Source organism: Ligilactobacillus apodemi DSM 16634 = JCM 16172, from assembly GCF_001434405.1.
GTDB classification, from domain to species: domain Bacteria; phylum Bacillota; class Bacilli; order Lactobacillales; family Lactobacillaceae; genus Ligilactobacillus; species Ligilactobacillus apodemi.
In genome coordinates, this window is sequence record NZ_AZFT01000053.1 from 153,933 (window position 1) to 176,764 (window position 22,832).

Annotated in this window: 21 protein-coding genes; 18 read left to right on the forward strand and 3 right to left on the reverse strand. The window is 38.9% G+C overall.

The features are described from left to right. Positions 1 to 48 precede the first annotated feature (48 nt). Positions 49 to 2,001, reverse strand: a complete 1,953-nt coding sequence (locus FC32_RS06095; RefSeq protein ID WP_025086599.1) for an ABC-F family ATP-binding cassette domain-containing protein — start codon at positions 1,999 to 2,001, stop codon at positions 49 to 51. Between the two features lie 165 nt (positions 2,002 to 2,166). Here FC32_RS06095 and FC32_RS06100 point away from each other — a divergent pair, with 165 nt between their 5' ends. Further along, on the forward strand, positions 2,167 to 2,802 hold the full coding sequence (locus FC32_RS06100; RefSeq protein ID WP_156399011.1) for a redox-sensing transcriptional repressor Rex: 636 nt from the start codon (positions 2,167 to 2,169) through the stop codon (positions 2,800 to 2,802). 28 nt (positions 2,803 to 2,830) lie between these two features. On the opposite strand, the gene FC32_RS06105 is transcribed toward FC32_RS06100, so the two are convergent. Further along, a complete protein-coding gene (locus FC32_RS06105; protein ID WP_025086600.1) occupies positions 2,831 to 3,469 on the reverse strand; it encodes a CPBP family intramembrane glutamic endopeptidase in 639 nt (212 codons plus the stop codon). Positions 3,470 to 3,666: 197 nt separating this feature from the next. On the opposite strand from FC32_RS06105, the gene groES reads away from it, so the two are divergent. The 4 genes from groES (at position 3,667) to FC32_RS06125 (ending at position 8,902) form a co-directional block, all read left to right on the forward strand. Next, entirely contained in the window at positions 3,667 to 3,951 is a 285-nt protein-coding gene (gene groES, locus FC32_RS06110; RefSeq protein ID WP_025086601.1) for a co-chaperone GroES, read from the forward strand. A 52-nt stretch (positions 3,952 to 4,003) separates the two neighbouring features. After that, on the forward strand, positions 4,004 to 5,617 hold the full coding sequence (groL, locus tag FC32_RS06115; protein ID WP_056957325.1) for a chaperonin GroEL: 1,614 nt from the start codon (positions 4,004 to 4,006) through the stop codon (positions 5,615 to 5,617). Positions 5,618 to 5,789: 172 nt separating this feature from the next. After that, a complete protein-coding gene (locus FC32_RS06120; RefSeq protein WP_056957326.1) occupies positions 5,790 to 7,619 on the forward strand; it encodes an APC family permease in 1,830 nt (609 codons plus the stop codon). Positions 7,620 to 7,801: 182 nt separating this feature from the next. After that, positions 7,802 to 8,902, forward strand: coding sequence for a glycosyltransferase family 4 protein (locus tag FC32_RS06125; protein WP_025086602.1), 1,101 nt, complete (start codon positions 7,802 to 7,804; stop codon positions 8,900 to 8,902). Positions 8,903 to 8,950: 48 nt separating this feature from the next. Here FC32_RS06125 and FC32_RS06130 read toward each other — a convergent pair whose 3' ends face one another. Continuing rightward, positions 8,951 to 9,604, reverse strand: coding sequence for a YigZ family protein (locus FC32_RS06130; protein WP_025086603.1), 654 nt, complete (start codon positions 9,602 to 9,604; stop codon positions 8,951 to 8,953). Between the two features lie 141 nt (positions 9,605 to 9,745). On the opposite strand from FC32_RS06130, the gene FC32_RS06135 reads away from it, so the two are divergent. From FC32_RS06135 to hprK, 13 genes are all read left to right on the forward strand, one after another. Continuing rightward, positions 9,746 to 11,083: an ATP-dependent helicase ComFA gene (locus FC32_RS06135; RefSeq protein ID WP_056957327.1), complete on the forward strand. Its 1,338-nt coding sequence runs from the start codon at positions 9,746 to 9,748 to the stop codon at positions 11,081 to 11,083. Continuing rightward, complete coding sequence (locus FC32_RS06140) at positions 11,076 to 11,768, forward strand: ComF family protein (protein WP_025086604.1); 693 nt, start codon at positions 11,076 to 11,078, stop codon at positions 11,766 to 11,768. Before FC32_RS06135 ends, FC32_RS06140 begins: the two co-directional genes overlap by 8 nt. A 155-nt stretch (positions 11,769 to 11,923) precedes the next feature. After that, positions 11,924 to 12,478, forward strand: coding sequence for a ribosome hibernation-promoting factor, HPF/YfiA family (gene hpf / locus FC32_RS06145; RefSeq protein ID WP_025086605.1), 555 nt, complete (start codon positions 11,924 to 11,926; stop codon positions 12,476 to 12,478). A 165-nt stretch (positions 12,479 to 12,643) separates the two neighbouring features. After that, the gene (secA, locus tag FC32_RS06150; RefSeq protein WP_056957328.1) at positions 12,644 to 15,004 is read left to right on the forward strand and encodes a preprotein translocase subunit SecA; all 2,361 of its coding nucleotides are present in this window, start codon (positions 12,644 to 12,646) and stop codon (positions 15,002 to 15,004) included. Positions 15,005 to 15,076: 72 nt separating this feature from the next. Continuing rightward, positions 15,077 to 16,196, forward strand: a protein-coding gene (prfB, locus tag FC32_RS06155; RefSeq protein ID WP_191976281.1) for a peptide chain release factor 2 whose coding sequence is annotated in 2 segments (ribosomal slippage) — positions 15,077 to 15,148 and positions 15,150 to 16,196 — 1,119 coding nt in all. Because the reading frame shifts where the segments join, the coding sequence is not laid out codon by codon here. Between the two features lie 32 nt (positions 16,197 to 16,228). Beyond that, positions 16,229 to 16,924 (forward strand): cell division ATP-binding protein FtsE, encoded by a 696-nt coding sequence (gene ftsE / locus FC32_RS06160; RefSeq protein WP_025086607.1) that lies wholly within the window; start codon positions 16,229 to 16,231, stop codon positions 16,922 to 16,924. Continuing rightward, positions 16,905 to 17,792 (forward strand): permease-like cell division protein FtsX, encoded by an 888-nt coding sequence (ftsX, locus tag FC32_RS06165; RefSeq protein ID WP_025086608.1) that lies wholly within the window; start codon positions 16,905 to 16,907, stop codon positions 17,790 to 17,792. The genes ftsE and ftsX overlap by 20 nt, the downstream gene beginning before the upstream one ends. 182 nt (positions 17,793 to 17,974) lie before the next feature. Then, positions 17,975 to 19,057 (forward strand): PDZ domain-containing protein, encoded by a 1,083-nt coding sequence (locus FC32_RS06170; RefSeq protein WP_235722441.1) that lies wholly within the window; start codon positions 17,975 to 17,977, stop codon positions 19,055 to 19,057. A gap of 50 nt (positions 19,058 to 19,107) precedes the next feature. Next, positions 19,108 to 19,824, forward strand: coding sequence for a response regulator transcription factor (locus FC32_RS06175; protein WP_025086610.1), 717 nt, complete (start codon positions 19,108 to 19,110; stop codon positions 19,822 to 19,824). Further along, a complete protein-coding gene (locus FC32_RS06180; RefSeq protein ID WP_025086611.1) occupies positions 19,811 to 21,181 on the forward strand; it encodes a sensor histidine kinase in 1,371 nt (456 codons plus the stop codon). The genes FC32_RS06175 and FC32_RS06180 overlap by 14 nt, the downstream gene beginning before the upstream one ends. Positions 21,182 to 21,206: 25 nt before the next feature. Then, positions 21,207 to 21,524, forward strand: a complete 318-nt coding sequence (locus FC32_RS06185) for a PspC domain-containing protein (RefSeq protein ID WP_025086612.1) — start codon at positions 21,207 to 21,209, stop codon at positions 21,522 to 21,524. Between the two features lies 1 nt (position 21,525). After that, complete coding sequence (locus FC32_RS06190) at positions 21,526 to 21,867, forward strand: phage holin family protein (protein ID WP_025086613.1); 342 nt, start codon at positions 21,526 to 21,528, stop codon at positions 21,865 to 21,867. Between the two features lie 17 nt (positions 21,868 to 21,884). After that, complete coding sequence (hprK, locus tag FC32_RS06195) at positions 21,885 to 22,826, forward strand: HPr(Ser) kinase/phosphatase (RefSeq protein ID WP_025086614.1); 942 nt, start codon at positions 21,885 to 21,887, stop codon at positions 22,824 to 22,826. The last annotated feature ends 6 nt before the right edge of the window (positions 22,827 to 22,832 follow it).

Genomic DNA, 22,832 nt, shown 5'->3' on the forward strand with positions numbered 1-22,832 from the left:
AATAAAAAAGGTGGTGTTTACCCAGTCGGTAAATACCACCTTTTTTCATTAGGAAAGAAATTCTTCTAATTCCATGCTGCTGTTTTCCCACTCTTCTTCGGTCAATGCCAATTGCTGGCTAGTTTCTTCAAGTTGTTGTTGTAATTCAGCCATTTTATCTAAATCATTGAAATTTTCAGGTTGAGCCATTTGTGTTTCTAGTTCGGTTTTAGCTGCATCTAGCTTTTCGACTTTAGCCTCCAGTTCAGCCACTTTGCGCGTCAATTTGCGTTCTTGTTTTTGTTGTTCTTTACTTTTAGCGTAGTTTAATTTCCCCGTTGAAACTTCTTTTTTAGGCTCGATCGCTTGACCATTAGCTTGCTTTTTAGCAGCGAGCAACTCAGCTTGTTCTTCTTTTTTAGCCAAATAATAATCATAGTCACCTAAGTATAAAGTGCTACCAGTTGGTGCGATCTCTAACACGCTAGTCGCAACTTTATTGATGAAGTAACGGTCGTGCGAAACGAGTAGGATCGTGCCATCAAAGTCCTTGATTGCTTGCTCCAACACTTCTTTACTGTCGATATCTAGGTGGTTAGTTGGTTCGTCTAGTACCAAGAAATTGTCATGTTGCATGGCTAATTTAGTCAAGAGCAAGCGAGCTTTTTCACCACCAGAAAGACTATGGACCATCTTTTTAACATCATCGCCACTAAATAAGAAGCTACCTAAGATCGAACGAATATCTTTTTCTGGTGTTGTCGGGTGATCGTCCCATAATTCGTTTAACACGTTTTTTTTAGGATGAAGGTTATGTTGTTCTTGGTCATAATAACCCGGGTGAACATTTGTCCCAAACGTTGCCGTACCTTTGATAAAAGGCTGCTTGCCTAAAATACTCTTTAATAACGTTGATTTTCCGATTCCATTTGGACCGACGACCGCTAAAATTTGGTGTTTGCGCAGTTCTAAATTAATCGGTGAAGCGATGATCTGGCCGTCATAGCCGATCGCAGCATCATTGACAGTCAAGACGACATTTCCACTTTCTTCCGCTGCTTTAAAACGGAAGTGCATGCTTTTTTCAGCGCCATCAGGTCGTTTGAGTCGATCCATTTTTTCGAGTTGTTTCCGTTTACTTTGAGCACGTTTAGTCGTTGAAGCACGAACTAAATTCTTATTGACGAAATCTTCTAGTTTTTGGATCTCAGCTTGTTGTTTTTCGTAGTTTTTCCACGCTAATTCTTGCCGTTTTTCTCGCTCAACGATGTAGTTTGAGTAGTTACCCTTATAGTAGCTCGAGTGTCCCCGACTGATCTCGTATACTTCTGTCACGATCTTATCTAAGAAATAACGGTCGTGAGAGACGATCAAGAGCGCACCTTGATAACTTTGAATGTAATTTTCTAGCCAAGTCAAAGTTTCAATATCCAAATGGTTAGTCGGTTCATCTAAGATCAATAGATCACGTTTTTCTAAGAGCAGTTTGGCTAAAGCTAACCGCGTTTTTTGCCCCCCAGAAAGTGAAGTGATCAAGCGCTCATAGTCTTCTTCTGAAAAATGAAAACCGTGTAAAACTGAACGGATCTCAGTTTCATAGCCATAACCGTTTTGTTCTTTGAAATCGTGAAGCAATTGGTCATAACGTTTAAGTAATTGTTGGTAGTTAGCAGAAGTATGATCGGCATTAGGATCAGCAATTTCTACTTCTAAACGATGGATCTGAGCTTCCATTTGGCGTAATGGTTCAAAGACACTTAACATTTCTTCGTAGATCGTTTTGTCGGATTCAAGCCCGGTATTTTGGGCTAAGTATCCGAGTGTTAAGCCTTTCTTAGTCACGATCTGGCCCTCATCGGGAGCTTGTTCTCCGATGATCATTTTTAAGAGCGTCGATTTTCCGGCGCCGTTTTTGCCTACTAATGCGATGCGAGAATTTTCTTGGATATCAAGATCGATGTTTTCAAATAAAACATCGGCTCCGAAATGTCTAGCCACATGTTGGGCTTGTAATAAAATCATAATTTCACCTACTTATAGAATAAATTTCACAAAGTCCATTTAAGATTAGCTTAAAAATAGGGATTCTGTGTGAGATTGTGAATTAGTTAACATCTTTTAATTTCTTTACTTGAGTTGTTATGCTAAAATTTATCATGATCATAGCATGAAAGGAGACCACTAATAATGACCCCTAATATTCCTAAAGCAACGGCTAAACGCTTGCCGATCTACTACCGCTACTTAAAGATCTTGGCTGACTCGGGTAAAAAACATGTCTCTTCGACTGAGCTTGCTGAAACAGTCAAGATCGATCCGGCTACTATTCGCCGTGATTTTTCCTATTTTGGTGCGTTAGGCAAACGCGGTTATGGCTACGATGTTAGCAGTCTCTTGGCATTTTTTAAAACGACACTAAGCCAAGATAAGTTAACTAATGTTGCCTTGATCGGGGTGGGAAATTTAGGTCAAGCCTTATTAAATTATAACTTCCACAAAAGTAATAATGCACGTATTAGCGCTGCTTTTGATATCGATCCGCAGATCACAGGCTTGATCCGCAGTGGTGTTCCGGTTTATCCACTAGAAGATATGCAAGAACAATTACGTTTACAACAGATCAAGATCGCTATTTTGACCGTTCCAGCGGCCGTGGCTCAGTCGGTGACTGATGAATTAGTGGCTGGTGGGATCAAGGGAATCTTAAATTTTACCCCTTTACGTGTAACGGTACCGGAAAATGTTAGAGTCCAAAACGTCGATTTGACCAATGAACTTCAAACTTTGATCTATTTTTTACAACATTTTGAGCATAATGGCTAAAAAAGGATGTGTAAAGGACACATCCTTTTTATAATGAACTCCAAACAATGATCAGATTCATGAAAACATGGATCATGATCGTATCACGGATCTTACCGGTACGGGCGTAAATAAAGCACAAGACAAGGCCCATAAACATATATGTCAAGTAATGACCATCTTGGTGAGCCAGACTAAAGATCAAACTAGAGATCAAAGCACTACTCAAAGGGGCTATAACATTAGCAAAATTAGCAAATAAAACTTTGCGAAAGACAAATTCTTCCATTATCGGGGCAAATAATACGACCGCTAATAAAAAGTAGGGGTATTTAGCTAAGACTGCTAGTAAGTAGCCTGTGTTAGCTGAGTATTGTGTCTGCCCGAAAACATTGATGTCGATGAACGAACCAATGGCTTGTGCCAGAAAGATCGCACAGATTCCCAATACTACATAAAGAACTTCTTTTATTTTAGTAAGGGATAATGTTTTTAACATGAATTGATCTTTAAAAGCATATTTATGGGCAAAATAGATCATGGCCAAGACGCCTAAAAATTCAATCACAGTTAAAGTTGGATAATATACGCTGTTATTTTGGGATAAATTCCACAAAACTGGAGTAGCCATCATTACAAGACAGTACGTGCCCAGAAGCGCAATTGAGTTAGGTAGTATTTTTCTCATAGCGTCACCCTTCCTTAAACCTTAACAATACGTAACATTATAGCATACTTAGGTAATTCATAAAGCGTAAAATTAGCACTTGGATACTTCGAGTGATAAAATGCTTGCAATTTAAATGTAAAGTAGGTATAGTAATAATTGTAATTGATTAGCACTCAAGTACACAGAGTGCTAAAAAGAATTTGGAGGGATATAACGTGCTCAAACCATTAGGAGATCGTGTGATTTTAGAAGTTCAAAAAGAAGAAGAACATACAGTGGGAGGTATTGTCTTAGCAGGCAATGCTAAAGAAAAACCGCAAACAGCTAAAGTTGTAGCTGTTGGTACGGGTCGTATCCTTAAAAATGGCACTAAGCTAGAAATGACGCTTAAAGAAGGCGACGTTGTAGTCTTTGACAAATATGCTGGTGCACAAGTTGAATATGATGGACATGATTATTTGATCATGCGTGAAAAAGACATTTTAGCTATTGTTGAATAATAGTTTAACAATTTGAATCGAAATTTTATCTTATTTATGAGGTGAAGAAAGAATGGCAAAGGAAATTAAGTTCTCTGAAGATGCGCGCGCAAAAATGCTTGCAGGTGTTGATAAGTTAGCAGATACTGTTAAATCAACGATCGGTCCTAAGGGTCGTAACGTTGTGTTAGAACAAACTTATGGCACACCAACGATCACAAATGACGGGGTAACGATTGCTAAGGCGATCGAATTAGAAGATCATTTTGAAAATATGGGGGCTAAATTAGTAGCCGAAGTTGCTTCTAAGACAAATGATATCGCTGGTGACGGTACTACAACTGCAACTGTTTTGACCCAATCGATTGTTAACGAAGGAATGAAAAACGTTACTGCTGGTGCAAACCCAGTTGGTATCCGTCGTGGGATCGAATTAGCAACAAAAGCAGCCGTTGATGCTTTGCATAAGATGTCTCATAAAGTTGAATCTAAGAGTGATATCGCACAAATTGCTTCGATCTCATCAGCCAATGAAGCAGTCGGTAGCTTAATTGCTGATGCGATGGAAAAAGTTGGCAATGATGGTGTGATCACGATCGAAGAATCAAAAGGGATCGACACTTCCTTAGATGTTGTTGAAGGGATGCAATTTGACCGTGGTTACCTTTCACAATACATGGTAACTGATAATGATAAGATGGAAGCTGATCTTGAAAATCCATACATCTTGATCACTGATAAGAAGATTTCTAACATTCAAGAAATTTTACCACTATTGCAATCGATCGTTGAACAAGGTCGTCCATTATTGATCATTGCTGATGATGTTGATGGTGAAGCTTTACCAACGCTTGTTTTAAACAAGATTCGTGGGACATTTAACGTTGTAGCAGTTAAAGCTCCTGGTTTTGGTGACCGTCGTAAGGAAATGTTACAAGATATTGCGATCTTAACAGGCGCAACCGTGATCACCGACGATTTAGGTCTTCAATTGAAAGATACAACGATCGATCAATTAGGGACAGCTGGTCGGGTTACAGTCACTAAAGAAAACACTACGATCGTTGAAGGCGCAGGCGACAAAGCACAAATTGCTGAACGTGTCGACCAACTTAAAAAGCAAATTGCTGAAACAACATCTGAATTTGATAAAGAAAAATTACAAGAACGTTTGGCAAAACTTGCTGGCGGGGTAGCCGTGATTAAAGTTGGTGCTGCAACTGAAACAGAATTAAAAGAACGTAAGTATCGGATCGAAGATGCTTTAAATGCTACTCGTGCTGCCGTTGAAGAAGGTTTTGTTCCTGGTGGTGGTACTGCTTTGATTGATGTTATTGACGCTGTTGCTGCTTTACAAGAAGAAGGCGACGTTCAAACTGGTGTTAATATCGTAAAACGTGCCTTAGAAGAACCTGTGCGCCAAATTGCTACAAATGCTGGTAAAGAAGGCTCAGTTATTGTTGAAAAATTAAAGGAACAAAAAGCAGGTATTGGTTACAATGCCGCTACCGATGAATGGGTCGATATGATCGAAGCTGGTATCGTTGATCCAACTAAGGTAACACGTTCTGCTTTACAAAATGCTGCGTCAGTTTCTGCTTTATTATTAACAACAGAAGCAGTTGTTGCTGATAAGCCAGAAGAAAAAAATGATGCACCACAAATGCCACAAAGTCCAATGATGTAATCCAAGTCAGATAGTGACTTTGAGCACCCTAAAATTTTTAGGGTGCTTTTTTTATTGGATTGGTGTAAAATTCAAATGTTACATTAAAAAAGATCCCCACAAAATAGTTATGGGGACCAAAATCATTGATTAATTAGAGTTAGGCTAATTACCTAAAAGGAGTTTTCTTTTTATGTATCGATATTTAAAGAGATTGCTGATCGGCCAGCCACTGAAAACAGCTGAAGAAGGCGGTCAGTCACTGACTAAATTTAAGGCGTTAGCTTTATTATCATCGGATGCTTTGTCATCGATCGCTTATGGTACTGAACAGATCACGACGGCATTGTTTGTGTTATCGGCAGCTGCTACTTGGTACGCTTTGCCGGCTGCGGGAATCGTTTTGATCTTGTTATTTGCGATCACGATGTCTTATCGGCAGATCATCAACGCCTATCCTTCAGGCGGTGGGGCATATGTTGTGGCCACTAAGAACTGGGGGACTGGGGCTGGTCTAGTTGCTGGAGGCTCGCTTTTAGTTGACTATATGTTGACTGTTGCGGTTTCTGTTACTTCTGGGACTGAAGCGATTACTTCTGCTATTCCAAGTTTACAGTCACACAGTGTGTTGATCTCAGTGATCATTGTTTTATTTATCATGACCCTTAATTTACGGGGAATGCGTGAATCAGCTTCATTTCTAACGATTCCGGTTTATTTCTTTGTGATTATGATCGTTTTAATGGTTGGTGTAGGTTTGTTTAATATTGCGACTGGTAAGATCGAATATTCTGCGGCAGCACATGTTGGGCAAGTTGTTCCTGGGATGACGATTTTGCTCTTTTTAAAGGCCTTTTCGGCTGGTTCATCCTCACTGACTGGGGTCGAAGCCATTAGTAATGCTGTGCCAAACTTTAAAGAACCTAAGAAACGCAACGCCGCTAATACGCTGGCGATCATGTCGTTGATCTTAGCGGTATTCTTTAGTGGGATAACTTTTCTAAGTTATTATTTGGGGATCTTACCTAACAGTGAACAAACTGTGCTTTCCCAAATTGCTAGTGGAGTTTTTGGCCACGGCGTCTTATATTACTTATTGCAATTATCAACGGCAATGATTTTAGCTGTTGCTGCTAATACAGGCTTTTCGGCATTCCCGATCTTGGCATATAACTTAGCTAAAGATAAATTTATGCCTCATATGTTCATGGATAAAGGTGATCGCTTAGGTTATTCTAATGGGATCATTGCTTTAGCGATCGGTGCGATCGTCTTGATCTTTATTTTTAACGGTCAGACTAACTTACTGATCCCGCTTTACGCAGTTGGGGTGTTTGTACCGTTTACCTTATCACAATCGGGGATGTTGGTTCACTGGAAGCGTCATAAGGGCAAGCACTGGATCTTAAATTCTTTCTTTAATCTTTTAGGCGCACTTTTGTCGCTAGCGTTAGTAGTATTTTTATTCTGTTTACATTTTGGCAATGTTTGGCCATATTTGATCATCATGCCAGTTTTACTGTTCGGTTTTTACAAGGTTCACAGTCACTATGTAAAAGTTGCAACTCAATTGCGTTTAAGTGAAGAACAACAATTACATGATTACGCTGGCTCAACGGTGATCGTTTTAGTTAGTTCCGTAACGCATGTAACTACTGGAGCGATCAATTATGCACGTTCGATTGGCGATAACGTGATCGCAATGCACGTTTCATTTGACACTAATCCTAAAAAAGAGCACGAAACAGCACAAGAGTTTAAGATGGCTTTCCCAGATGTGCGCTTTGTTGATCTGCATTCATCTTATCGCTCAGTTGCTCCGCCAGTTTTACGCTTCTGTGATGTGATCGCTAAGGATGCTAAAAAGCGTAACTTCTCACTTACTGTTTTAGTACCACAGTTTGTGCCTAAGAAACCTTGGCAAAATATCTTGCATAACCAAACAAGTTTGCGTTTGCGAGCAGCGTTAGGAACGCGTGAAAACATTATCGTAGCTACCTATAGCTACCATTTGAAAAAATAATCAGCATAGAAAGCAGATGGTATTGGTTAAAAATGCCATTTGCTTTTTTTAAGTAAAAAAATTTTTTAATGATACAAAATGACCACTAGCAAATGTTATGGTAAAATAGTAATTGAATTGTAGGCTTTTTAGCTGATATTGAGGTCCTCACATTTGGGGATTTGACGGAAAGAGGACGCTGCATGTATAAAATCATTGCGTCGTTAATTGCAACATTTATAATAGCGCTGGTTATTACACCAATTGTTAGGCATTTATCTTTTAAACTAGGAGCTGTTGATAATCCGAATGCTCGGCGGGTCAACCGGATCCCCATGCCAACAATGGGAGGCTTAGCGATTTTTATTGCTTTTAATACGACAAATTTCTTTTTATTAAGAGAGCAATATCCTTTGGGACAATTGTTCGCCTTATTCGTAGCACAGTGTGTGATAATTTTTACCGGCGTGATCGATGATATTTACGAATTATTGCCACGTCAAAAGATTTTAGGAATAACATTAGCTGCGTTAGTCGTATACTTCTTGGCACATATCAAGATGACGACGATCACTTTGCCATTTTTAGGTGTTATTTCGCTAGGGTGGTTAAGTTTACCACTTACATTGATTTGGATCTTAGCGATCACCAATGCAGTTAATTTGATCGATGGACTGGATGGTCTAGCTACTGGGGTCGCGATCATTGCACTTTCTACAAGTGCGATCACGGGTTATTTCTTTTTAAATGTGACTTCAACTTTTGTCTCGATCATGATGGCAACTTTAGTAGCAGCTTTGCTAGGATTTTTACCTTATAATTTCAATCCAGCTAAAATATATTTAGGGGATACCGGTTCGCTTTTTATTGGTTTTATGATTTCAGTCTTTGCTTTATATGGCTTAAAAAACGCAACATTTATCACCGTCATCATCCCGGTCATAATTTTAGGGGTTCCGATCACAGATACTATTTATGCGATCTTGCGACGGTTGCTCAATAAAAAGCCAATTTCACAAGCAGACAAACATCATCTCCATCATCGTTTGATGCAGATGGGCTTGACACACCGGCAAACAGTTTTAGTTATTTACGGGATCGCACTTATCTTCTCGTTTATTTCCTTGATGTACCCCTTGTCAAATCTATGGGGCTCAATTTTATTGACGATTGCGACTTTAGTTGGCTTAGAACTTTTTGTGGAAGCAATCGGTTTAGTCGGTGATGATCGCCAGCCATTGCTAAATGGAATAAAAAAAGTTGTCCTCAGACTTAGCCGAGCAGTAAATAAGTCAAAAAAATAAATGGATAGATCTTTTAGCTCATGAGCATTAGATCTATCCATTTATTTTTTATGCTGATGGTTGATGGGGATCAAAATCGATCTCATGATAGCGATTCTCACCAACATTGATCGCAATTTTTCCGTTTAAAAGATCAATGATTTTATTGGTTATATTATCAACTTGATCTTGTTCAACTGCAATCACTACTTCAACTTGATCGGTATAATTAGTGTTTAGGAGCGCAATTTCTTCGCCTTCTAAGAAATTTTGCAATTTTCCGTGGAGTGGATATGCCAAAGTTAAGGAAATTTCAGTTTGAACGACTCTTTTGACGATTCCAAGTTCCTTTAAAGCTTGGGCGACCGCACCACCATAGGCCCTGATCAAACCACCCGTCCCAAGTTTGATGCCGCCAAAATAACGTGTGACGACAGCAGTGACATTGTGTACTTGGTTTTTCTTTAAAACATCTAGCATGGGCACACCAGCCGTACCAGAAGGCTCACCGTTATCGCTTTCGCGTTGGATCTCATCGTTTAGTCCCAAAGTGTAGGCAAAGCAATTGTGAGTAGCCTTACGATGTTTGGTTTTTATTTCATCAATAAAAGCTCGAGCTTGTTCTTCAGATTCAGTCCGGGCAATGTTACAGATAAATTGTGATTTTTTGATGATGATTTCAATTGAACCATCTTCTTTTAAAGTGAGATATGGTTTATCCAAAATTTTAACTACTATCACCAGGTAAATTCTTGCTGGAGATAGCTTTTCCTTTCTTAAGAATTGAGTTGTTGCAGATAAATTTTTTATTCACCTAAAAATAAACGCGCGTAATTTTGCGTATTTATTAAGTGAGGTGAGAAAATGTTAGCTTTACTTTATGGTCGTCAAGTGACGCAAGAACAATTAACAAATCTATCCATAGATGATACAGCTGATAAATTAGTTAAACGTCAGGCGGTTTTAATCAAGAAAAATTTTGTCCAATGTCAACGTTGTGGTTCGCTTACGCCAAAAAAAGTCTGTGCTTTGCCTAATAAGCAATATTATTGTCCTAAATGCTTGCTTTTTGGGCGCTTGACGACAAGTGATATCCTCTATAGTATACCTGAACCACATGATTTTCCCAAACCCATTTCCCCAATTTTGACAGCAGTCCCTAAACTTTCTAAGTGGCAAGCTTTATGTGCTAAAGAACTGGTAACTATTTGGAAAAAACAAGGTACTCACTTGCTTTGGGCGGTCACGGGTGCAGGTAAAACTGAAATTTTATTTGAAGTGATAAAAGAAGCCTTAAAAGCAAAGCAACGTATTTGTTTAGCCGCGCCCCGAGTGGATGTTTGTGTGGAATTAGCGCCTCGAATCAAGCAAGCTTTTGCTCATACAAAAATTAGTGTTTTGTATGGAAATAGTCGCCAACCATATCGTTATACGCAGTTAGTGATCTGTACCGTCCATCAATTGTTTAATTTTTATCAAGCTTTTGATCTATTGATCTTAGATGAAACTGATGCCTATCCTTTTATTGGAGATAAGCAGTTGCATTTTGCAGTTGCCAATGCATGTTGTAAACGGGCAACTAAAATTTTTTTGACGGCAACTCCAGATAAAAATTTAAAGCGCCAAGTTGCGCAAAAAAAGTTGACATTAAGTTATCTGCCCTTACGCTACCATCGCTTTCCTTTACCCGAAGCAAAAATCATTTTAGTTTCCGATCTGTTAGCTAATTTTCGACGACAAAAGTTAGCCGAAAAACTTAAAAATTATTTCGCTAAGTGGTTTAAAAATGAAGTCCAGTTTCTAGTTTTTGTTCCGCAAGTAAATTGGTTAGGGCCGGTATTGTTGTGCTTACAACAAATTTTTCCGCAATTAAAAGGCACGAGTGTTCATGCTAATGATGAAAATAGATTGGCTAAAGTAAAGGCTTTTCGTGCTAAAGAATATGATTATTTGGTCACGACTACAATTTTAGAACGTGGGATCACGATCAAGAATGTAAATGTTATCGTCTTAGCAGCTGACAGTCCTAAATTTTCACAGACTGCGCTAGTCCAGATCGCTGGACGGGTAGGGCGAAATAGCGCCTATCCTTGTGGGGATGTTATTTTTTGCTGCGAAGAAGTTTCGTTGAGTGTTTTAGCAGCAAAATTTCAAATAAAACACGCAAATCAGCGGGCTAAAAAGTTATTAGTCCATGAGTGAGTGTGTCTTATGTGGTCGGACCTTTAGTCCTAAACTTTCGCTTGCGCGTTTAGTGAGTCTTACTAAAATAAAACGTTCATTGATTTGCCCGCAGTGTTTTGCGGGCTTTGAAAAAATTACTTATGCAAATGCGTGTTGGGGCTGTGGACGGAAGCAAAGTGGTCGCACCTTATGTAAAGATTGTCGTCGTTGGCAACAAAAGGGCTATGAGCTCTTGGAAAATAAAGCTTGCTACGTCTATGATGAGCCGCACATGAAAAAATATTTTGCTTGTTATAAATTTACTGGTGATTATCAATTAGGGACAGTTTTTCAGACAGACATGCGCCAACAGTTAGAGTGGTATCTAAAAAGAAAATGGCTGTTAGTCGTGATTCCTGTGGATGAAGAAACTTATCAAAAGCGCGGTTTTAATCAAGTATGTGGCTTACTTCCGCAAGTAAAATTAAATTCATATTTACGTCATCGTCAAAAGATGGGACGAAAAAAGCAATCGCATAAAAATAGACAAGAACGGTTACAAGTACCTCAACCATTTAGTTACGTCGGACCAATGGATTTAAAACAACAAAACATCTTGTTGTTAGATGATATTTATACCACTGGAAGTACGCTTTACCATGCTAGTGCCTTATTACATGAACATAACAGTGGAAAAATTAAGTCAGTCACTTTAGCGCGATGAAAAAGGTATAAAATTTTATAAATGTTGAGTGGTTATTAATTGTTAAATTAACCGCTTTCTACTATAATGGAATTAAGGATTAGGTAATCAAGAAAAGCTCATAATTACCTAATCTTTTAAGCATATTTTGCTTAGTTGTGAAAGGAGAGGTTATCATGTTAAAGATTAATGTTCGTGGTGAAAATATTGAGGTTACGAATGCAATTCGTGAATATGTAGAAAAGAAGCTTTCAAAGCTTGAAAAATATTTCGGAGATGCAGCAAATTCGACAGCTCATGTAAATTTGAAAGTTTATTCAGATAAAACGAGCAAAGTAGAAGTAACGATTCCTTTGCCTTACTTAGTTTTGAGAGCTGAAGAAACCTCGCCTGATATGTATGCAAGCATTGATCTGGTAACAGATAAGCTTGAACGCCAAATCAGAAAATATAAAACAAAGCTTAACCGCAAATCACGTGAAAAGGGCTTTAAGAATTTGGAATTTGTGCCAACTAAAGACCCTAAACAAGCTGAAAAAGAAGATAAGAAGTTTGAAGTCGTACGTACTAAGCGGGTTGACTTAAAACCTATGGATGCTGAAGAAGCAATCTTGCAAATGGATATGTTGGGACATGACTTCTTTATCTATGAAGATGCAGAAACTAACGGAACAAACATTGTCTACCGTCGTAAAGATGGTCGCTATGGTTTGATCGAAGCTAACAACTAAAAACTAACTGAATGATAGTTTTTGCGCCTGGTAGTTATCAGGCGTTTTTTGTATTGGGTAAAGAGATTCTAATTTGTATGGAATCTAATAAAATGCTAAAATAAGAAGAAGTATATTTAGAACTAAAATAAACGTAAATCGTTCGAGAAAGGATTTATAGAATAGATGGCAAATGTCCTAAAAAAATGGGTCGAAAGCGATAAACGTGAACTAAAGCGTTTAGGAAAAATCGCTGATAAAGTTGAAGCATATGCAAGTGATATGGAAGCTTTGACTGATGAAGAATTAAAGGCAAAGACCCCTGAATTTAAACAACGTTATCAAAATGGGGAAACATTAGATGATTTATTACCGGAAGCTTTTGCGGTCGCACGTGAAGGTGCACGTCGTGTGTTAGGGTTATACCCTTACCGGGTGCAAATTATTGGTGGTACTGTATTGCACGAAGGTAATATTGCTGAAATGCGGACTGGTGAAGGTAAAACTTTGACGGCTACGATGCCAGTTTATTTGAATGCCTTATCTGGTGAAGGGGTACACGTTGTTACGGTTAACGAATACTTATCAGCGCGTGATGCTACTGAAATGGGTGAGCTTTACACCTGGTTAGGTCTCTCTGTAGGCTTGAATGTTTCTGATAAGACACCAGAAGAAAAGCGTGAGGCTTACGCATGTGATATCACATATTCTACTAATAGTGAACTTGGGTTTGACTATTTGCGTGATAACATGGTCGTTTATCGCGAAGATATGGTACAAAGACCGTTGAATTTCGTTATCGTTGACGAAGTGGACTCGATTTTGATCGATGAAGCGCGGACACCATTGATCATTTCTGGACAAGCAACAGCGGCAACCCAATTGTATACTCGTGCAGATCGTTTCGCTAAAACATTGAAAAAAGACGAAGATTTCAAAGTTGATCTCGAATCAAAGACGGTTTCTTTGACTGAAGATGGGATTCGCAAGGGTGAAAAATATTTTGGCTTGACTAACTTATTTGACCCGGATAATACTGCGTTAAACCACCACTTAGATAATGCTTTACGTGCTAACTTTATCATGTTGCGTGATAAAGACTACGTGGTGCAAGATGGTGAAGTCTTGATCGTTGACCAATTTACTGGACGTATTATGGATGGTCGCCGTTATTCAGACGGGTTACACCAAGCAATCGAAGCTAAAGAACACGTTAAGATCGAAGAAGAAACAAAAACGATGGCTAACATCACGTACCAAAACTTCTTTAGAATGTACAAAAAACTTTCAGGGATGACGGGTACTGCTAAAACTGAAAAAGAAGAATTTCTTGAAATTTACAACATGGAAGTTGTAACGATCCCAACTAACCGTCCAATTTTACGTGAAGACCGTCCAGACTTGCTTTATCCAACTTTGATGAGTAAGTTTAAGGCTGTAGTTGAAGACATTAAAGATCGTCATGCAACGGGGCAACCGGTCTTAGTTGGTACAGTGGCAGTTGAAACTTCTGAATTGCTTTCCGAAATGTTAGACAAAGAAGGCATTCCACATGCTGTTTTGAACGCCAAAAACCACGCTAAAGAAGCTGAGATCGTTGTTAATGCCGGCCAACGTGGGGCCGTTACGATCGCGACAAACATGGCTGGTCGTGGGACTGATATCAAGCTTGGACCTGGTGTGCGTGAACTTGGTGGCTTAGCTGTTATTGGGACAGAACGCCACGAATCACGCCGTATTGATAACCAGTTACGTGGTCGTTCTGGACGTCAAGGTGATCCAGGTGTGACACAATTTTATCTTTCTTTAGAAGATGATTTGATGCTTCGTTTCGGTTCCGAACGGATCAAGCATTTCTATGAAACGATGAATATTGGCGATGATACTGTGATCCAATCCAAGATGATCACACGTCAAGTTGAATCTGCACAAAAACGTGTCGAAGGTAATAACTACGATACGCGTAAACAAGTTTTACAATATGACGATGTAATGCGGGCACAACGTGAAATCATCTATGCTGAACGGCAACAAGTTATCATGGAAGAAAAATCACTCAAGCCGATCATTATGCCAATGATCAAGCGGACGGTCGAACATAACGTGCAGATCAATACTACAGGTGATAAAAAAGACTGGAATCTTGACGGCATCGTTGATTTTGCAATTGGTGCAATGGTCAATGAAGATGCAGTCAAGAAGAGCGATTTTGAAGGCAAGACTCCAGAAGAGATCACGGACCAATTGATGAAATTAGCGGAAGAAAACTATGCTGCTAAAGAAGCACAATTAAATGACCCAGCTCAAATGTTAGAATTTGAAAAAGTTGTTATTTTACGAGTGGTCGATTCTCGCTGGACTGACCATATTGATGAAATGGATCAATTGCGTCAATCAATTGGATTACGTGGTTACGGTCAGCTTAATCCATTAGTTGAATATCAGTCTGATGGTTTTAGAATGTTTGAAGTAATGGTAGCTGATATTGAATATGACGTAACGCGTCTCTTCTTGAAGGCAGAGATTCGTCAAAATATTAGTCGTTAAAGATAAAAGAAGACCAGCTTAGCTGATCTTCTTTTATGCTTACATAGTCTAAAAAGTAATTGAGGAAAAAATATGGAATTTAGTGAATATAAGAAAGAAATTGAGGCAATGAATGCACAAATTTCGGACTTTAGGGGGTCTCTTTGACTTAGAAGGTCTGGAAGAACTCATTTCTGAAAATGAAATGAAGATGGCTGAGCCAGGTTTTTGGGATGATCAAGAACAAGCTCAAAAAATCATTAGTGAAAATAATGACTTAAAAGCTAAGTACGATAATTTCCATCAACTATCATCGGCGGTAGAAGAATTAGAAGTACTCTTTGAATTAGCCCAAGAAACACCTGATGATGCTGATGTTTTAGCTGAACTTGAACAAAGCTACACGACAACGGCCAAACAATTGGAGGCTTATCAACTAACATTATTGTTAAATGAGCCTTACGATAAGGATAACGCAATTTTAGAAATTCATCCGGGTGCAGGCGGGACTGAATCGCAAGACTGGGGTTCAATGCTGTTGCGGATGTACACGCGTTGGGCTGAACAGCATAACTTTAAGGTGACAACTGAAGATTATCAACCAGGAGACGAAGCTGGCATAAAATCGGTCACCTTAACAATTTCTGGTCATAATGCCTATGGTTATTTGCGCGGTGAAAAGGGCGTTCATCGGTTAGTGCGGATCTCCCCGTTTGATTCGGCTGGCAGACGGCATACCTCATTTGCTTCTGTTAACGTGATGCCAGAATTAGACGATGATGTTGAAGTTGAATTACGTCCAGAAGATATCAAGATGGAGGTCTTTCGTGCTAGTGGTGCTGGGGGACAACATATCAATAAAACTTCTTCAGCGGTGCGCTTGATCCATATTCCAACTGGGATCGTTGTTTCTAGTCAAGCACAACGTTCACAATTTCAAAACCGTGCGACGGCTGAGAAAATGTTGCGTTCCAAACTATACCAAATCGAATTAGAAGAGCAAGAAAAGAAACGGGCTGAGATTCAAGGTGAACAACTTGATATTGGCTGGGGCTCCCAAATTCGTTCCTATGTTTTCCATCCATATTCAATGGTCAAAGATCACCGTACAAATTTTGAAACAGGTAACACGCAAGCAGTCATGGATGGCGAGTTAGATGGCTTCATTAATGCATATTTGCAATGGAAGTTACAAAAAGCTAACCCAAGCTAAAAATGAAAAATCACAAGAAAGGAGAATTTATATTGATAGAGTATAAAGATGTAGTTAAGGAATATCCTAATAATACTTTGGCATCAGATCATATCTCACTAAAGATCAATGATGGTGAGTTTGTTTATGTAGTTGGTCCTAGTGGGGCTGGTAAATCCACTTTTATCAAAATGATGTATCATGAAGAAGTGCCAACTTCAGGGCATATTCAAGTTAACGATCATAGCTTAGAAAAAATGAAAAACAGCGAGGTGCCTCGTTTACGCCGGGAATTAGGGATCGTTTTTCAAGATTTTAAATTACTCCCACGGTTAACTGTTTTTGAAAATGTTGCTTATGCGTTGCAAGTAATCGAAAAAACACCTGCTGAAGTAAAAGAGCGCGTTGACCGCGTATTGACACTTGTAGGTCTTGAAGATAAAAAAGATAACTTCCCTGATGAATTGTCTGGTGGGGAACAACAAAGAGTAGCGATCGCGCGTGCAATTGCAAATAAGCCAAGTATCTTGATCGCTGACGAACCAACAGGAAACCTTGATCCAGAAACGGCTCGAGGTATTATGGATATTTTAGAAAAGATCAACCAAGAAAAAACAACAGTGGTAATGGCTACTCACAACAGCTTTATTGTAAACGAATATAAGCATCGAGTGATCGAAATTGCTGATGGTAAGATCATTCGCGATCAAGAAGAGGGGGACTATATCGATGAAAGCAGTAACGCTTAAACGACATTTAACGGAAAGCTTTAAAAGCTTAAAACGTAACGGTTGGATGTCAGTTGCGGCTGTCAGTGCGGTTACGGTGACTTTATTACTAGTCGGGGTCTTACTTTCGATCTTGATGAATATTAACAAAGTTGCCCATGATATCGAAAATGATGTCCAAGTTCGGGTAGTGATCGACCGTGGTACTACCAAGGAACAAAAAGCTCAACTAAAAAGTGAATTGAGCAAGATCAGTGGAGTTAAAAAGGTAACGTATTCAAGTCGTCAAAACGAATTGGACAACGTGATCGGGGTGTATGGTAAAGATTTCCAATTGTTCCAAGGAGATCAAAATCCACTCTATGATGTGTATGTTGTTGATACGACTTCACCTGAAAAAACAGTCAGTGTTGCTAAAAAAGCTAAGACTTTAAAATATGTTTATGACGCTAAATATGGTGGAGCTTCCGCTAAAAAACTCTTTAAGATCGTTGCCTCGATTCAACGTTGGGGCTTTGTAATCAGTTTATTGCTATTATTTGTCGCTGTTTTCTTGATCTCTAATACAATCAGGATCACGATTCTTTCACGTGAAAATGAGATCGCGATCATGCGCTTAGTTGGGGCAACAAATAGCTATATCCGCTGGCCTTTCATCCTTGAAGGGGCTTGGACCGGCCTATTAGGTGCAATTTTACCAATTTTATTAGTTGATATTGCATATTATTGGGCATATGGTGTTTTGACAAGTGCACTTGCAAGTACAAACTATCATTTGTTGACACCAGCAACTTTCCTTTGGCAGATCGATCTTTTATTAGCTGTAATTGGGATCGTGATCGGTGCTTTAGGTTCAGGTTTATCGATGCGTCGTTTCTTAAAAATTTAAGGCAAAAGCACTTGGGATTTCCCGAGTGCTTTTTGTTTAGGAGAGGTAACGGGTCTAATTATGTTTCAAGATAAAAAATTGGTATAATGTAACCAAACACTTAGAAAGGAACTGAAATCTTGCAATTTTTAAAAAATGTTATGTTCTTTTTCATAGAGCCACTTTTTTGGGGCGGACTGTTGATGACGTTTTTTTCTTACCAGTGGCGGTTAAGAAATGAACGGAAAAATTTTCGAATCGCGATCGATCGGGATTTTTATGAAGGTCGACATTTTATCAAAAATGGTTTTACCTTTTTATTGATCGGTGCAGTCTTCGACTTAATTTTAGGGATCTCTTTACCGAGTCAAACGCTGATGTTATATCAGTTGTTTGCTGTGATCGCTTTATTGCTTGTCAATGTAGGGGATCTAAGCTTAGTTGCACTTTTACTAACGGGCTGTGTTACTTTGATTTTTGAACAATTAAAGCTAGCGCCAAGTGACTTTTTGGCAAAGCACCTGTTAGTTTCGCATACTAACGACCAATTTGGTGGGACTATTTTACTGCTGACAGGTCTGCTAGCTCTTTTCCAAGGATATTTAGCCCATGAAGACAAAACTGATTGGTTTAGTCCCCAAATTTTTTCTGGTAAGCGTGGACGTCGCATTGCCGGTTATACTTGGCGCGAATTTACCGTTTTTCCGTTGATCATGTTTATTCCTGGCGGAGCTTTTGGCACTAACTGGCAAGATTGGTTTGATCTTAGTAAATATAATACTAGTTTAATGATCATGCCAATTTTTGTTGGGGCTTTTTGCCGGATCTATAAACAAACACCTGCGCTTGCCTTAAAATTACGCCGGCGTCAAAGTTTATTTTTAGCAGGAGTTTCCTTTATTTTGGCGGGGAGCGCGTTTGTTTTTCCCGCAAGTTCATTTTACAGTTTAGCTTTATTATTATTGGTCATTATTTTTCAAGCATTTGGGCGCTTACGAGCCGATCATGAAGCCAAACGTTGGTACGTTGAAACTTCTGAAGGGGTGCGGATCGTAGCAGTCAAGCCAGATACGCCAGCTGCAAAGATGAAATTAGAAGTTGGCGATATTATTCTTGAATGTAATGGAGTTAGAGTTACGAGTGGTGATGAGCTTTATGAGGCTTTGCAAAAAAATTCTGCTTATTGTCGCTTGAAAGTTAAAAATTTTGATGGTGAATTAAAACTGGCCGAAAGTGCTATTTATGCTGATTCACCACATGAGATCGGATTAGTATTATTTGAATAATAAATTAGTGATGTGGAGGGAGCGCTCAGTCTGATTGAGTGCGCATAACATTGAAAAAAGTATTAGTAGTTGAAGATGATATGGCGATCCAGACTTTGCTTAAATATAATTTAGAACAAGCAGGTTATCAAGTTAAAACCGTTGCTGATGGAAAACAAGGATATGAATTAGCTAAGACTAAAAATTATGATTTTATTTTGTTGGATATCATGTTGCCACAAATGGATGGTTTAGAGATCACGAAAAGTTTACGGCAAGACAAAGTAACGACTCCGATCTTGATCATTACCGCTCGTGACCAAGAGATCGATAAGATCATTGGTTTAGAGTTGGGGGCCGATGATTATTTGACGAAGCCTTTCTCCCCTCGAGAAGTAATTGCACGGCTAAAGGCAATTAGCCGTCGGTTGCCACAAGAAGAATCTGTACCAGCTGTTAAAACTTCCACGGAAGTCTATGAATTTCCCGATTTTACGATTGATTTAGATCAAGTGAAGGTCTTACAAAATGGGCAACCGGTCCAATTAACGCCTAAGGAATTTGAACTACTAGCATATTTTGTTAAGCGTCCCGGCAGAGTATTAAGTCGTGAAAAATTATTAAATGGTATCTGGGGCTACGATTATGTTGGGCAAACGCGGATGATCGATATGCATGTCAGCCATTTACGTGAAAAAATCGAACCAGATCCTAAAAAGCCACGCTATATCGAAACTTTACGGGGCTTTGGTTATCGCTTTAATGGTGATGTAGATGAAGATGCTTAAAAATTTTCGTAATTACGTTTTACTGTCGTTGCTTGAAGTGATCTTAGTTGTTTTCGTTTATGGCTTGATTTTCCATGAACATTTTTGGACCGTATGGCAAAAAGAAGGTGTCGCTTGGATTTTGTTAGCGGTATTATTGGTAGCACTAGGAAATAATTTGATTTTTGAACATCAAAAAAAGAAGCGTCTAGCTAGTGAAATGTTGATTTTAGAAAAATTGACGGAAATGGTTGCTAATAATCCAGGGCGTCATGTTTTGCTGGCTAAAAACGATGAATTTTACGCGATCTCGCGTCAAGTAAATCGGCTACAAACTAAACAACGTAGCCTCATGCGTAAATATGAGCAACAAAATCGCGACTATTTGAGTTTATTACAATCGTTGACAAGTGGTGTGATCGTTTTTGATCAACATAAGCAAGTTGTTTTATATAACCATGTTGCGCAAGGTATTTTACAGCTTGGCTCAAATGCGAAAGAACAGCATTTTTATCAAGTATTTACCGCCGCTGAGTTGATTTTAGCTACACAAAAAGTGTATCAGACTAAAAAAGATCAACGCTTTTTATGGCAAACAAAAGATGCATGGTATGAGGTACAATTCGTCTATGTTCCATTAAGTCGCCATCATTATTCGGTCATGTGTATTTTTAATGACATTACCGAGATCAAGCAAATTGAAGTCATGCAACGTGAATTTATGGCCAATGCAGGTCATGAGTTAAAAACGCCCCTGACAGCTATTCAAGGTTTTAGTGAGACCCTTTTGGCAGGAGCACTTGATGACAAAGAAACCGCCTATCGTTTTGTAAAAATAATTTCTGAGCAAAGCGCTCACTTAAAGGAATTGATCGATGATATTTCGGCGCTTGCTAAAAATAGTGGTCCGCAAGAATTACGTCTTGAAAAAATCGCGTTACGTTCGTTTTGTGGACAATTAATAGCTGGCTACACTCAGAAGATCAAAGAAAAAAATTTAACGTTACAACTTGAGATTCCTAAAGATTTTACCGTGCGTTGCGATAAGCGGCACTTACAGCATATTATTGGTAATTTACTTCAAAATGCGATTCGATATAATATAAATGGGGGAAAAATTACCTTAAAAGTAAACAAAAAACTCAATGAATGGCAACTATTCGTGTATAATACAGGACAAACGATCAAAGAGGCAAAACAAAAGCGAATTTTTGAACGCTTCTATCGGGCCGATCAGTCGCGCTCAAATGAAGGTAGTGGTTTAGGGTTAGCGATCGTTAAAGAATCAGTGTTAGCTTTATCTGGTCGAATCACGGTCGAGAGTCCATATCAAGAGGGGACCCGCTTTATTTTGACCCTACCATGTTTTTTAAATTAGCAAGAGGTTGAAGGGAAGTTTTTCAATGAATAAAAAGAAGCTCTATCGTTCAAATAATGGTGTGATCTGTGGTGTGTGTGCTGGTATTGGTGAATTCTTGAATGTTTCTCCTTGGGTCATCCGCACCATCTTTTTAGTAATTGCTTTCGTGTGCAAATTAGTACCACTTTTAGTGTATGTACCAATTTTACTTTACTTAGGTCTAGCAATATTCTTACCAAAACATCCCCATGAAAAATATAATGATGTCTTTACTTTTCTAAATAGTTTCGGCGAAAAAGAGAAGCGTCGTCAAGTAACAGATGCAAAGGAAAGAGACATTGATAATAAAGGAGAGAAATAATTTGAATTTTTGGCAAAGGACACTTGTTACAGTATTAGTTTTTTTAGCAACAGCGGGATTTTTCCCCAATAGTTTCCACGTTTCAAGCGTATGGGTAGCTATTATTGCAGCTGTGATCTTAGGCTTATTGAACATGTTCGTCAAGCCTCTTTTAGTGGTGTTATCTTTACCGATCACGGTAATGACTCTAGGGATCTTTTATCTGTTTATCAATGGGTTTATGCTTGAAATAACCTCATTTTTAGTCGGACCATCGTTTAGCTTTACTAGTTTTGGCTCAGCGATGTTTATTGCGATCATTTTAAGTGTCGTTAACTTGATTATTACGTCAAATCAGGAGTAGTTAAGGAGGTTTTTACGATGAGTGGGACAGTAAGTGTTAAAGAATTAGTGGATGAGATCACTAATCTTGAAGTTCATTCTGGTAAAGAATATCTTGAAGAACGCTTGATCACAACCGAAGATATTTCGCGACCAGGATTAGAATTGACGGGATATTTTGATTACTATCCGGAAGAACGGATCCAATTATTTGGGATGACAGAAATATCTTATGGCAATAAAATGAGTGCTAAAAAGCGGTTAGAGATCATGAATAAATTGTGTGGGGCTAATACACCATGCTTTGTTGTTTCACGTTATTTGGCTGTACCGGAAGAAATGACGGCTGCAGCTAATAAACATCATATTCCGATCTTACGCTCTAAATTGCCTACGACACGGGTATCGGCTAAGTTGACAGACTTTTTATCGGGGCGGCTTGCTCAAAGAAAATCACTTCACGGTGTTTTAGTCGATATTTATGGTTTAGGTGTTTTGATCACCGGTGACTCTGGTGTTGGTAAGTCAGAAACAGCCCTTGATTTGATCAAGCGGGGCCACCGTTTGATCGCTGATGATCGTGTTGAAGTCCATCAACAAGATGAACAAACGGTAATCGGAGAAGCACCACGGATCTTACGTCATCTATTGGAAATCCGTGGAGTCGGGATCATTGACGTGATGAATCTATTTGGTGCTGGTGCCGTACGTTCAAAAACTGATATTTCACTGATCATTAACTTGGAAAACTGGGAAAGAGATAAACAATTTGATCGTTTAGGTAACGGTGAACAAAAGGTAACGATTTTTGATGTCGATATTCCTAAGATCTCGATTCCGGTCAAAGTTGGGCGTAACTTGGCGATCATCATTGAAGCTGCTGCCATGAATTATCGTGCTAAGACGATGGGCTATGATGCAACTAAAGCCTTTGAACGAAATTTGAATGAATTGATCAGTGAAAATTCTGATAAGAAGTAGAGGGGC

Excerpts from the sequence above, each read along its gene's own strand:
- FC32_RS06180 (WP_025086611.1), top strand. The coding sequence starts at position 19,811 with ATGAAGATGCTTAAAAATTTTCGTAATTACGTTTTACTGTCGTTGCTT.
- secA (WP_056957328.1), top strand. The coding sequence starts at position 12,644 with ATGGCAAATGTCCTAAAAAAATGGGTCGAAAGCGATAAACGTGAACTA.
- FC32_RS06095 (WP_025086599.1), bottom strand. The coding sequence starts at position 2,001 with ATGATTTTATTACAAGCCCAACATGTGGCTAGACATTTCGGAGCCGAT.
- FC32_RS06100 (WP_156399011.1), top strand. The coding sequence starts at position 2,167 with ATGACCCCTAATATTCCTAAAGCAACGGCTAAACGCTTGCCGATCTAC.
- hprK (WP_025086614.1), top strand. The coding sequence starts at position 21,885 with ATGAGTGGGACAGTAAGTGTTAAAGAATTAGTGGATGAGATCACTAAT.
- FC32_RS06120 (WP_056957326.1), top strand. The coding sequence starts at position 5,790 with ATGTATCGATATTTAAAGAGATTGCTGATCGGCCAGCCACTGAAAACA.
- FC32_RS06125 (WP_025086602.1), top strand. The coding sequence starts at position 7,802 with ATGTATAAAATCATTGCGTCGTTAATTGCAACATTTATAATAGCGCTG.
- ftsX (WP_025086608.1), top strand. The coding sequence starts at position 16,905 with ATGAAAGCAGTAACGCTTAAACGACATTTAACGGAAAGCTTTAAAAGC.
- groL (WP_056957325.1), top strand. The coding sequence starts at position 4,004 with ATGGCAAAGGAAATTAAGTTCTCTGAAGATGCGCGCGCAAAAATGCTT.
- hpf (WP_025086605.1), top strand. The coding sequence starts at position 11,924 with ATGTTAAAGATTAATGTTCGTGGTGAAAATATTGAGGTTACGAATGCA.
- FC32_RS06140 (WP_025086604.1), top strand. The coding sequence starts at position 11,076 with ATGAGTGAGTGTGTCTTATGTGGTCGGACCTTTAGTCCTAAACTTTCG.
- FC32_RS06170 (WP_235722441.1), top strand. The coding sequence starts at position 17,975 with ATGACGTTTTTTTCTTACCAGTGGCGGTTAAGAAATGAACGGAAAAAT.
- FC32_RS06185 (WP_025086612.1), top strand. The coding sequence starts at position 21,207 with ATGAATAAAAAGAAGCTCTATCGTTCAAATAATGGTGTGATCTGTGGT.
- FC32_RS06105 (WP_025086600.1), bottom strand. The coding sequence starts at position 3,469 with ATGAGAAAAATACTACCTAACTCAATTGCGCTTCTGGGCACGTACTGT.
- FC32_RS06135 (WP_056957327.1), top strand. The coding sequence starts at position 9,746 with ATGTTAGCTTTACTTTATGGTCGTCAAGTGACGCAAGAACAATTAACA.